Origin of the sequence: Streptococcus sp. 3167 (assembly GCF_013277175.1) — a bacterium.
In the GTDB taxonomy this organism is placed as follows: Bacteria; Bacillota; Bacilli; order Lactobacillales; family Streptococcaceae; genus Streptococcus; species Streptococcus pseudopneumoniae.
The window spans coordinates 37,021-48,971 of the sequence record NZ_VMML01000055.1 but is presented as its reverse complement, the minus strand read 5'-3'; the positions used below and the strand labels follow the sequence as shown (position 1 = coordinate 48,971).

12 protein-coding genes are annotated in these 11,951 nt (G+C 41.8%); 8 read left to right on the top strand and 4 right to left on the bottom strand.

Annotation, left to right across the window (positions count from 1 at the left end; all coding sequences use genetic code 11):
• Positions 1–225 precede the first annotated feature (225 nt).
• The 3 genes from HT678_RS08500 to HT678_RS08490 all read right to left on the bottom strand — a co-directional run bounded on the left by HT678_RS08500 (position 226) and on the right by HT678_RS08490 (position 1,933).
• Entirely contained in the window at positions 226–405 is a 180-nt protein-coding gene (locus tag HT678_RS08500) for a hypothetical protein (RefSeq protein WP_001233346.1), read from the bottom strand.
• A 141-nt stretch (positions 406–546) separates the two neighbouring features.
• Positions 547–696 carry a hypothetical protein gene (locus HT678_RS08495; protein ID WP_001030863.1) on the bottom strand — a complete coding sequence of 50 codons (150 nt, stop codon included), beginning with the start codon at positions 694–696 and terminating at the stop codon, positions 547–549.
• Positions 697–967: 271 nt separating this feature from the next.
• Positions 968–1,933 carry an NAD(P)/FAD-dependent oxidoreductase gene (locus HT678_RS08490; protein WP_172924840.1) on the bottom strand — a complete coding sequence of 322 codons (966 nt, stop codon included), beginning with the start codon at positions 1,931–1,933 and terminating at the stop codon, positions 968–970.
• 135 nt (positions 1,934–2,068) lie between these two features.
• Here HT678_RS08490 and cdaA point away from each other — a divergent pair, with 135 nt between their 5' ends.
• From cdaA to HT678_RS08450, 8 genes are all read left to right on the top strand, one after another.
• Positions 2,069–2,926, top strand: coding sequence for a diadenylate cyclase CdaA (gene cdaA / locus HT678_RS08485; protein WP_001011065.1), 858 nt, complete (start codon positions 2,069–2,071; stop codon positions 2,924–2,926).
• Entirely contained in the window at positions 2,913–3,692 is a 780-nt protein-coding gene (locus tag HT678_RS08480) for a CdaR family protein (RefSeq protein ID WP_000742288.1), read from the top strand. Before cdaA ends, HT678_RS08480 begins: the two co-directional genes overlap by 14 nt.
• 24 nt (positions 3,693–3,716) lie before the next feature.
• Positions 3,717–5,069: a phosphoglucosamine mutase gene (gene glmM, locus HT678_RS08475; RefSeq protein WP_000521436.1), complete on the top strand. Its 1,353-nt coding sequence runs from the start codon at positions 3,717–3,719 to the stop codon at positions 5,067–5,069.
• A 73-nt stretch (positions 5,070–5,142) separates the two neighbouring features.
• A complete protein-coding gene (locus tag HT678_RS08470; protein WP_001050094.1) occupies positions 5,143–5,517 on the top strand; it encodes a DUF1149 family protein in 375 nt (124 codons plus the stop codon).
• 1 nt (position 5,518) lies between these two features.
• Positions 5,519–6,367 carry a DegV family protein gene (locus HT678_RS08465; protein WP_000762177.1) on the top strand — a complete coding sequence of 283 codons (849 nt, stop codon included), beginning with the start codon at positions 5,519–5,521 and terminating at the stop codon, positions 6,365–6,367.
• A 276-nt stretch (positions 6,368–6,643) separates the two neighbouring features.
• The gene (gene dapB / locus HT678_RS08460; protein ID WP_000027869.1) at positions 6,644–7,411 is read left to right on the top strand and encodes a 4-hydroxy-tetrahydrodipicolinate reductase; all 768 of its coding nucleotides are present in this window, start codon (positions 6,644–6,646) and stop codon (positions 7,409–7,411) included.
• Complete coding sequence (locus HT678_RS08455) at positions 7,408–8,607, top strand: CCA tRNA nucleotidyltransferase (protein ID WP_345890412.1); 1,200 nt, start codon at positions 7,408–7,410, stop codon at positions 8,605–8,607. Before dapB ends, HT678_RS08455 begins: the two co-directional genes overlap by 4 nt.
• Entirely contained in the window at positions 8,604–10,475 is a 1,872-nt protein-coding gene (locus HT678_RS08450; protein WP_119948212.1) for an ABC-F family ATP-binding cassette domain-containing protein, read from the top strand. Before HT678_RS08455 ends, HT678_RS08450 begins: the two co-directional genes overlap by 4 nt.
• A gap of 36 nt (positions 10,476–10,511) precedes the next feature.
• On the opposite strand, the gene mntE is transcribed toward HT678_RS08450, so the two are convergent.
• Positions 10,512–11,696 carry a CDF family manganese efflux transporter MntE gene (mntE, locus tag HT678_RS08445; RefSeq protein WP_119948211.1) on the bottom strand — a complete coding sequence of 395 codons (1,185 nt, stop codon included), beginning with the start codon at positions 11,694–11,696 and terminating at the stop codon, positions 10,512–10,514.
• Between the last annotated feature and the right edge of the window lie 255 nt (positions 11,697–11,951).

The window sequence follows — 11,951 nt, the reverse complement described above, 5'->3', positions numbered from 1 at the left end:
GCTTGATTACGACTAAATAGAAAGGCTTCAAAATAGATTACACCAACCGCAGGCTCAGGCTTGCGGTTTTTTTATTTTACAAAAACACACATTTTGAACGATTAGAAAGCAAAATCACAATCCTATTGTTCAAAAAAGCGTTTACATGAAGAATATGGAGAGGAAATCGTGGTGTATTATTGTCAAAAACGGTGTTTTGTTAAAAATAAAAAACAGTGACCGAAATCACTGCTTATCAGTTGTAGCAAATTCATAAAGTTTTTCCGCTGTGAGAAGTGCCATTTTGTCCATGCTTGTTTTTCCTTTTCTGAGATCAGAAACAGTAGTCCATGGAACTCCAGCACCTTGCGAAATAGTAGATGTAGACATCGAACTGTCTAGCAATTCTTGAATAACTTTTCTCATCTTATTTGTCCTTTTTGTTTTTTAGATAAATATATACATTGATTGCAATTATAAAAATAGCTATTGCGCTGACCATTGCATTTCCTCTTTTCATTTGATAAAATAGAGGTGTGAGGGGCTTTCGCCCCAACCTCTTAGCGTTTACCTTTTTCTTTGACGGGATTTCGGTTTACGCTTTTTGTTTTGCCTTGCGACCGTTATTGCGGTCACTAGACTTGCGATAGCAGTTACCGTTTCAGGAATATTGTCTATTGCCTTTTCAAGTAACCTAAGCCAATCTTCTTTGTTCAATTTCATCACCCCCTTTCCTTATCTTGATTATATTATATCACGGCATACCGAGAAAGTCAAGAGTTTTGATGAAGTTTTTTAAAAAAACAGGGGGCAAAAAAGGGGCAAAAGTGTCGTAAATCTCTGTAAAATGATGTAAAAACATTTATTTAAAAGCTCAAAATATAGCTATTTTAAAAGGTATTGTAAGATATAGTAAAACGATGTAAAGGTATTTGTAAAAGCCGATGAATTATAAAACCACGCATCCTATGTGACTCGTGGTTCTTTTTTATAAACTAGTAGAGTGTTTTGGTTGTACTTTTTGCTCAGGGTCGATGTAGTTGATAGCATTATTGACAGCAGTTGGAGCTTCTCCGAGACCTGTCGCAATCAAGTCAATTTTTCCGTCATAGTAGCAGCAGTCACCGATAGCATAGATACCTGCTTGGCTAGATTCTTGTTTGCTGTTGACAATAATCTTGTAACGATTGAGGTCGAGACCCCAGTTTTTAAGGTTACCGACAGAAGATTTGAAGCCATAGTTGACAAAGAGGTGGTCTAGGTCAATCGTTTCGGTTTCATCAGATTTGACTTTTGTGATTTCAAGTTTATCGAGCGTTTTTCCATCTCCAAGGAGTTGGCTAGGGACGAATGGTGTCTTGATGGTCACAGATGATTCCTGTAAGGCTTGGACACTGTGTTCCAAAGCACGGAAATTATCTCTGCGGTGGACAAGGGTAGTTGGTGTGATTTTTTCAAAAGCCAAAGCCCAATCCACAGCCGAGTCTCCTCCACCAAGAATGGTCACTTTCTTACCAGCATATTGCTGGATGTTGGAAACGTGGTAGTGGATATTTTCATAGCCCTCAACGCCTTCTAGTTCCAGCGGACGTGGTTTGAAGGCACCGCCACCCATAGCGATGATAACTGTTTTAGTCAGGTGACTTCCTTTAGAAGTTGTGATGGCAAATTCTTCTTGTTTTTCAATCTCAAGAACCGTTTCGTTGAGATGAATAGGGGTATCAAAGCTGTTTAGCTGTTCAATCAATCGGTTAGTCAACTCTTCTCCAGTCAGGTTTGGGAAGCCTGGTACGTCTAGGATTTCTTTTTCAGGGTAGAGAATAGCAGGTTGTCCACCTAGCTGGGGAAGAGAGTCAATGATTTGAACCTTGGCTTGACGTAGGTGGGCGTAAAAGGCCGCAAAAAGCCCGACAGGACCACCACCCACAATGGTAATATCATAGAGTTGAGACATAGTTTCTCCTTTGTTTTTTCTAGTCAGTTTATTTTATCATATTTTTGTTCAATGTAAAATGGACTAGGATAGGGAAAAAAATGCCAGAAAATGGTATAATAGGATGAAAGTGTTTTGATAGGGAGGATATCAGGGATGAATTTTCAACAATTATCCAATCTGCAATATTGGACCAGTTTGTTTGCAAGTCCATGGACGATAGCTATCAATCTAATTGATATTTTGATTGTTGCTTATATTTTATACCATTTTACAAAAGCTATTGCAGGAACCAAGATTATGATTTTGGTACGTGGAGTTTTGGTGTTTATTTTAGCTCAAATCCTTGCAAATATGATTGGCTTGACTACGATTTCTTGGTTAATCAATCAAATTATTACTTATGGGGTTATTGCGGCGGTTGTTATCTTCTCTCCAGAGATTCGGACTGGTTTGGAACGTTTGGGAAGAGCGACAGATTTCTTTTCCAATGCCCCTATTAGTGCTGAGGAACAGATGATTCGTGCCTTTGTTAAGTCTGTTGAATACATGAGTCCTCGTAAAATCGGGGCCTTGGTTGCTATTCAGCGTGTACGTACCTTGCAGGAGTATATTTCGACAGGAATTCCCTTGGATGCTAAGATTTCTGCAGAACTTCTCATTAACATTTTTATTCCCAACACTCCCCTACATGATGGTGCGGTGATTATCAAAGAAGAACGTATTGCTGTGACGTCTGCCTATCTGCCCTTGACAAAAAACACAGGGATTTCCAAGGAATTTGGGACCAGACACCGGGCGGCTATCGGTTTATCAGAAGTCTCAGATGCCTTGACTTTTGTCGTATCAGAGGAAACGGGAGGAATTTCGATAACCTATAATGGAAGCTTTAAGCACAACCTAACACTTGATGAATTTGAAACAGAATTACGTGAAATCTTACTTCCAAAAGAGGAAGCGGGTCTTAGTTTTAAAGAACGATTGCTAGGAGGATGGAAACATGAAAAAAAATAGTTTATATATCATATCCTCACTCTTTTTTGCTTGTGTCTTATTTGTCTATGCTACGGCGACGAATTTTCAAAACAGTACCAGTGCTAGGCAGGTAAAAACGGAAACCTATACGAATACAGTAACAAATGTTCCTATTGACATACGCTATAATAGTGATGAGTATTTTATTAGCGGTTTTGCTTCAGAAGTCTCAGTGGTCTTGACTGGTGCAAATCGCCTATCGCTAGCTAGTGAAATGCAAGAAAGCACACGTAAATTCAAGGTTACTGCTGACCTAACAGATGCCAGTGTTGGAACGATTGAAGTTCCTTTGAGCATTGAAGATTTACCCAATGGGCTGACCGCTGTGGCGACTCCGCAAAAAATTACAGTCAAGATTGGGAAGAAGGCTCAGAAGGATAAGGTAAAGGTTGTACCAGAGATTGACCCTAGTCAAATTGATAGTCGGGTACAGATTGAAAATGTCACGGTGTCAGATGAAGAAGTGTCGATTACGAGTGATCAAGAGACATTGGATAGAATTGATAAGATTATCGCTGTCTTGCCAACTAGCGAACACATAACAGGTAATTACAGTGGTTCAGTACCTTTGCAGGCAATCGACCGCAATGGTGTTGTCTTACCGACAGTTATCACTCCCTTTGATACAACAATGAAGGTAACTACAAAACCAGCAGCACCAAGTTCAAGCACATCAAATTCAACTACAAGCAGTTCATCGGAGACATCTTCGTCAACGAAAGCAACTAGTTCAAAAACGAATTAAAAATAGAAAAAGGATTTTATAAAAATGGGTAAATATTTTGGGACTGATGGAGTCCGTGGAGAAGCTAATGTGGAACTTACTCCAGAATTAGCTTTTAAGCTAGGACGTTTTGGAGGCTATGTTCTTAGTCAACATGAAACGGAAGCACCGAAAGTCTTTATAGGACGTGACACACGTATTTCAGGGGAAATGCTAGAATCTGCCTTGGTAGCTGGTCTTCTATCTGTAGGAATTCACGTATACAAACTAGGTGTTCTGGCGACACCAGCAGTAGCTTACTTGGTAAAAACTGAGGGAGCAAGCGCCGGTGTCATGATTTCTGCTAGCCACAACCCAGCCCTTGATAATGGAATCAAGTTCTTTGGCGGTGATGGCTTCAAACTAGATGACGAAAAAGAAGCAGAAATTGAAGCCTTGCTAGATGCTGCGGAAGACACTCTTCCTCGTCCAAGTGCAGAAGGCTTGGGAACCTTGGTAGATTATCCAGAAGGCTTGCGTAAGTATGAAGGCTACCTTGTTTCAACTGGAACTCCTCTTGAAGGAATGAAGGTTGCCTTGGATACAGCTAATGGTGCAGCTTCTACAAGTGCCCGTCAAATCTTTGCAGACCTTGGTGCTCAGTTGACTGTTATAGGGGAAACACCAGATGGTCTTAACATCAACCTTAATGTTGGTTCAACCCACCCAGAAACCCTTCAAGAAGTGGTCAAAGAAAGCGGCTCAGCTATTGGTTTGGCCTTTGATGGAGACAGTGACCGTTTGATTGCTGTTGATGAAAATGGCGACATCGTCGATGGTGACAAGATTATGTACATCATTGGGAAATACCTTTCTGAAAAAGGACAATTGGCTCAAAATACAATTGTGACAACTGTGATGTCTAACCTTGGTTTCCACAAGGCCTTGGATCGCGAAGGTATTAACAAGGTAGTCACTGCAGTTGGCGACCGCTACGTTGTTGAAGAAATGCGAAAATCAGGCTACAACCTCGGTGGTGAACAATCTGGGCACGTTATCTTGATGGACTACAATACAACAGGTGATGGTCAATTATCCGCTGTCCAATTGACAAAAATCATGAAGGAAACTGGTAGGAGCTTGTCAGAGTTGGCAGCAGAAGTAACCATCTATCCACAAAAATTAGTCAATATCCGAGTGGAAAATGCCGTGAAGGAAAAGGCTATGGAAGTGCCAGCTATCAAGGCTATCATCGAGAAGATGGAAGAAGAAATGGCAGGGAATGGTCGTATCTTAGTACGCCCAAGTGGAACAGAGCCCCTCTTGCGTGTTATGGCAGAAGCGCCTACCACAGAAGAAGTTGACTACTATGTTGATACCATCGCAGACGTAGTTCGAGCTGAAATTGGGATGGACTAAAACTTAGAAAACTAGATGAAAATAAAAAATTATGGTACAATAGCTTATAATATTGTAGCCGAGGGAGAAAGATATGAATCTTAAACGTGAACAAGAATTTGTTAGTCAGTATCATTTTGATGCGCGTAATTTTGAATGGGAAAATGAAAATGGAGCTCCTGAAACTAAGGTGGATGTGAACTTCCAATTGCTCCAACATAATCAAGAAAATCAAGTGACTTCCTTGATTGTCATCTTGACATTTATGATTGTATTTGATAAGTTTGTCATCAGTGGAACCATTTCACAGGTAAATCATATCGATGGCCGTATTGTCAATGAACCAAGTGAATTGAGCCAAGAAGAAGTGGAAACTTTGGCTCGTCCATGTTTGAATATGCTCAACCGTTTGACTTACGAAGTAACTGAAATTGCATTAGACTTACCAGGAATCAATTTGGAGTTCTAATATGAAACTAGCTGTTATCACAGATTCTTCTGCCTATCTCAGTGCAGAGACCTTGCAAAGAGAAGATTTGTATGTCTTGGATATTCCTGTCAATATTGATGGTGAGGAGTATGTCGAAGGCATCAATCTGACTGCTGAGGAATTTTACCCAAAAATGGCTCAGGCTTCTGAATTGCCTAAGACCAGTCAACCAAGTATTGCCAAGTTAGATGAGATCTTAACTTCGCTCAAAGAACAAGGTTATACACATGCCTTGGGGCTGTTCCTATCTTCTGGAATTTCAGGTTTTTACCAAAATATTCAGTATATGGTGGATGACTATGAAGGTTTAACCATTGCTTTCCCAGACACTTTGATTACAAGCGCTCCCCTAGGCATCATGGTTGAAAGCGTCTTTAACTGGCGAGATCAGGGCGATGATTTTGCTATCATTCAGGATAAGCTAGCTATTCAAATCAGCCGTACGTCAGCTTTTATCATGGTAGATGACCTGGATCATTTGGTAAAAGGTGGGCGCCTTTCAAATGGGGCTGCCATTTTGGGCAATTTGCTTAGCATTAAGCCAATCCTTTATTTTAACGATCAAGGTGTGATTGAAGTTTACGAAAAAGTTCGTACGGAAAAGAAAGCAACCAAGCGCTTGATTGAAATCATCAAGGAAACAACGGCTTCAGGCCAATATCGGGTCATTGTCATTCATGGGAATGCTCCTGAAAAGGCTGAAGAATTGCGTCACCACTTGATTGAATCTGGAGTGGGTACGGATATTTCACTAGCTACATTTGGTAGTGTCATTGGAACCCACCTAGGAGCAGGAAGTATTGCTCTAGGTTATATTCCAGTGATTTAGTTGGCACTTTTAGACTAGTTAAGATGCCTTGTATCTTAGCAATTGAACACGGACTACCTGCCTCTTGAAAAAAGATGCCTGTCTTGCCTTTCGTGGCAAGTCAGCGTCATTCCCTATTTTTCATGGGCAGCTAAGGTCCTTTGTATCTTGATAATTGAACACGCCTGGGACCCTGTGTGAAAAAGATAGTTCTTCCAAGGAGTAGACACTTCTTGATCAGAATTCCTATTTTCACTTTGTGTTCTTACAGGCCTTGTATCTTAGACAGGAGTAGAGATGAGTATTCGAGTAATTATTGCTGGTTTTAAGGGAAAGATGGGTCAAGCTGCTTGTCAGATGGTCTTGGCTGATCCAGACTTGGACTTGGTAGCAGTTTTGGATCCTTTTGAGTCTGAGTCAGAATGGCAGGGAATTCCTGTTTTCAAGGATAAGGCTGATTTAGCAGGCTTTGAAGCGGATGTTTGGGTAGATTTTACAACTCCAGCTGTTGCCTATGAAAATACACGCTTTGCTCTTGAAAATGGCTTTGCTCCAGTAGTTGGAACGACTGGTTTCACGAGTGAAGAAATTACAGAGCTAAAAGTATTTTCTCGTGCCCAAGATTTGGGTGGCTTGATCGCTCCAAATTTTGCCTTGGGTGCTGTCTTGCTTATGCAATTTGCAAGGCAGGCTGCTAAATATTTCCCCAATGTGGAGATTATCGAGCTCCATCATGACAAGAAAAAGGATGCTCCGAGTGGAACAGCTATTAAAACGGCTGAGTTAATGGCAGAAGTTCGAGAGTCTATTCAGCAAGGTGCGCCTGATGAGGAAGAATTGATTGCAGGTGCCCGTGGTGCTGACTTTGATGGCATGCGGATTCACTCAGTTCGTTTACCAGGCTTGGTAGCCCATCAGGAAGTCATCTTTGGCAATCAGGGAGAAGGATTGACGCTCCGTCATGACTCCTATGATCGCAGCTCCTTCATGACAGGGGTGAATTTGGGAATTAAAGAAGTTGTCAAGCGTCATGAGCTTGTCTATGGATTAGAACACTTATTATGAGATTAACGCAAATGCCTTCTGAATTTCAGAAGGCTTTACCAGTATTAGAAAAAATTAAAGAAGCAGGTTTTGAGGCCTATTTTGTTGGAGGTTCTGTTCGAGATGCCCTTCTCAATCGCCCTATCCATGATGTGGATATTGCGACGTCTTCTTATCCAGAAGAGACCAAGCAGATTTTTCCGCGAACAGCCGATATCGGAATCGAGCATGGAACCGTCTTGGTCTTAGATGGTGATGAGGAGTATGAGGTAACCACCTTTCGGACAGAGGATGTCTATGTGGACTATCGCAGACCCAGTGCGGTTTCTTTTGTTCGCTCGCTAGAAGAAGACCTTAAGCGCCGTGATTTTACAGTCAATGCCTTTGCCTTAGATGAGACAGGAGAAATTGTTGACTTGTTTCATGGTTTAGAAGATTTGGAAAAGCAAGTCTTACGAGCGGTTGGAGTGGCTAGTGAGCGTTTCAACGAAGATGCTCTACGAATTATGCGTGGTTTCCGTTTTCAGGCTAGTCTTGGCTTTGAACTTGAGCCAGAAACCTTTAAAGCTATGAAGACATTGACGCCACTTTTGGAGAAAATTTCTGTGGAGCGTACCTTCGTTGAGTTTGATAAACTCTTGCTGGCTCCATTTTGGAGAAGGGGCTTGGCTTCCATGATTGAGAGTCAAGCTTATGACTATCTCCCTGATCTGGCATCTAGCCAAGACAAACTTAACAGACTGTTTGATTTGGAGACTGATTTCACCTTTGAATCTTCAGAGCAAGCTTGGGCGGCTCTACTGTGGGCTTTGGAGATTGAAAATGCGCAGCCATTTTTGAAAGCTTGGAAGACCTCACGTCAGTTTGCCAAGCAAGTTCAGGATTTGCTGACTATTTTGGCCTTGCGTGAAAAGGGAGAATTGAGGAAGCGCGATTGTTATCGCTTTGACTTGGATTTACTTTTACAGGCTGAAAATCTTCGTCAGGCCCAAGGAAAAGAAGTTAACCCACAAGCTATCACAGAAACCTACCAGAGTCTGACCATTCATGACAAGAAAGAAATTCAGATTAATGGTGGCATTTTGATTAAGGAATATGGCTATCAACCGGGACCAGACTTGGGAGAGATTTTAACAGAGATTGAGTATGCCATTGTCGATGGAGAATTGGAAAATGACCGTCAAGCCATCCATGCTTACCTGAGGGAGAAAAAATGAGTGATTTTATTGTTGAAAAACTAAGTAAATCCGTCGGTGACAAGACCGTTTTTAAGGATATTTCCTTTATCATCCATGACTTGGATAGAATTGGTCTAATCGGTGTCAATGGGACTGGTAAGACCACCCTTTTAGATGTTCTTTCTGGTGTTTCTGGCTTTGATGGGGATGTCAGTCCCTTTTCAGCTAAGAATGATTACCAGATTGGTTACTTGACCCAAGATCCTGATTTTGATGATAGCAAGACGGTCTTGGATACGGTTCTCTCCAGCGACCTCAAGGAAATCCAGCTCATTCGTGAGTATGAATTGATCATGCTCAACTACAGTGAGGATAAGCAGGCTCGTTTGGAACGTGTCATGGCAGAAATGGACTCTCTCCAAGCTTGGGAAATTGAGAGTCAGGTCAAGACGGTTCTTAGCAAGCTGGGGATTCAGGACTTATCTACTCCTGTTGAGGAATTGTCAGGTGGCCTAAGAAGACGGATCCAGTTGGCACAAGTCTTACTTGGCAATCACGACCTTTTGCTTTTGGATGAGCCGACCAACCATCTGGATATTGCGACTATTGAGTGGCTGACCCTCTTTTTGAAAAATTCTAAGAAGACCGTCCTTTTTATTACCCACGACCGTTATTTCCTAGACGCTTTGTCAACTCGGATTTTCGAATTGGATCGCGCAAGCTTGACCGAATATCAGGGCAATTATCAGGACTATGTTCGCCTAAAGGCGGAACAGGATGAGCGTGACGCAGCTCTTCTCCACAAAAAAGAACAACTTTATAAGCAAGAATTGGCCTGGATGCGCAGACAACCGCAGGCGCGTGCAACCAAGCAGCAGGCTCGTATCAATCGTTTCCATGATCTGAAAAAGGATGTTTCAGTAGGCGTTGCTGAGACAGACTTGACCATGAATTTTGAGACTAGTCGGATTGGGAAAAAAGTCATCGAGTTTCAGGATGTTTCCTTCGCCTATGAAAACAAGCCTATTTTGCAAGATTTTAATCTCTTAGTTCAGGCCAAAGACCGTATTGGAATTGTTGGGGACAACGGTGTTGGAAAATCAACCCTGCTCAACCTGATTGCAGGCAGTCTTGAGCCGACAGCAGGACAAGTTGTGATAGGGGAAACTGTTCGCATCGCCTATTTCTCTCAGCAAATTGAGGGCTTGGATGAAAGCAAGCGAGTGATCAATTATCTACAGGAAGTGGCAGAAGAGGTCAAAACCAGCGGTGGTTCTACGACTTCGATTGCAGAGTTGCTGGAGCAGTTCCTTTTCCCACGTTCGACGCATGGAACCTTGATTGAGAAATTGTCTGGGGGAGAGAAAAAACGTCTTTATCTCCTCAAATTGCTTTTGGAAAAACCAAATGTTCTCCTTTTGGACGAGCCGACCAATGATTTGGACATTGCAACCTTAACAGTTTTGGAGAATTTCTTGCAAGGCTTTGCTGGTCCAGTTTTGACTGTTAGTCACGACCGCTATTTCTTGGATAAGGTAGCGACCAAGATTCTGGCTTTTGAAGATGGCAAGATTCGTCCTTTCTTTGGTCATTATACCGACTATCTTGATGAAAAAGCCTTTGAAACAGAGATGGTCAATCAAGTGCAAAAGGCCGAAAAGGAAAAAGTGGTCAAGGTTCGAGAAGACAAGAAACGCATGACCTACCAAGAAAAGCAGGAGTGGGCAAGCATTGAAGGCGATATTGAAGCCTTGGAAAATCGTATCGCTGCTATTGAAGAGGAAATGCAGGCCAATGGTTCTGACTTTGGCAAACTAGCTACTCTTCAAAAAGAACTAGATGAGAAAAACGAAGCACTCCTTGAAAAATACGAACGCTATGAGTATCTCAGTGACTTTGATAGCTAGAAGAATAGAAAAATCCCGTCTCATGACAGGATTTCTCTATTCTTTTTTGGTTTCCTGGTGGAAGACATTTTGCCAAGTTTCATGGCGACGCCAGATACTGGTATGGACAATTCCGTCCAATTTATAGCAGATGAGTTTTGTTTTCTGACTGATAGAAGTAATTTGTATATCCTTGATAGCAGCATTCAAGTCTTTTTCGGCTTTATAAGCCTCTTTATCCATCTGTTCTCCATCCTGACGAATATAGACAAAATCATCAGCTAAGAGTTCTTCCAGTTGATTTCCTTGGTCAATCAATTGTTCACGCATGAGCAATTTTTTATAGACATTGTCTAAAATTTCATCCTCAGGGATAGGCGCTGGCTCAATATGGACATCGGTATCAAAAACCCCAAAACGTTCTTCCAGCATAGACTCGACCTGATCCGCGATTTCATGACTCTCAAAAACAGACAGGTCAGGGTTCATCTCTAGCGTAATATCAAGGTAGATATTGCTACCGTAGGTACGACCTCTTTGCGATTTGACCTTGCTGATTTTGGGAATTTCCATGATAGCCTTTTGATAGTCCTCAAGCAGACGGTCGTCAAAGCCATCCGAAAGACTAAAGGAAGACTCGATAAAGATATCATAGGCAGTCTTCAAGATAAAGAAAGTGATGATAATGGCAACCAGTTTATCCACAATGGGATAATTGAAACTACTAGCTAGGATGGCAATGGTGGTTCCAAGTGAGGTAACAGCGTCAGAAAGATTGTCCTTGGCGGCAGCCTTTAGTGCCTTGGAGTTAGATTTCTTACTGAGGCGAGTATTGTAGAGATAGACCACAAACATGATCGCTGCAGACATAATTCCTAGAGTTGCACCCAGAGAATCAATGACCGTTTCTTCCCGACTGAGAATCTTTTGAATGGTATCCCTTAGAACATCAAAGCCAACATAGAACATGATGATGGAAGTGATTAAGCTAGCCAAATCCTCAATCTTCCAGTGGCCAAAACGGTGGTCTCGGTCAGCAGGCTGGCGTGCCATCCTGATTCCAATCAAGAGGGCCACATTTCCAATGATGTCCGACACGTTGTTGAAACCATCGGCCACCAAACTGGATGAATGAAGAAGATGGCCAGTAGCCAATTTCGCTGCAGACAAGAGCAGGTAGGTTGAAATACTGATAATGGCACCACGTTCAGCTAACTTGAGATTTGAGATAGATTGCTTCATTCAACTTCCTTTCTAGTCATATAGCATTCTACCATTATACTGGTTTTCAAGGGAAAATTCAAATAAGGTAGTTTTTACTCTTTTAAAACTCCCCAAAATTTGGTATAATAGTACTACTCAAGGGAGTAGCTGGCAGAAACCTGTGATAGTGTCGTCATTCCGAATTTTATACTGAAAAGTATGTTTTCCGGCCCTATCTTAAACAGCGAGACTTGTTATGATTAACAGGTCTCTTTTTGTTTGTCGTGAAAAGAT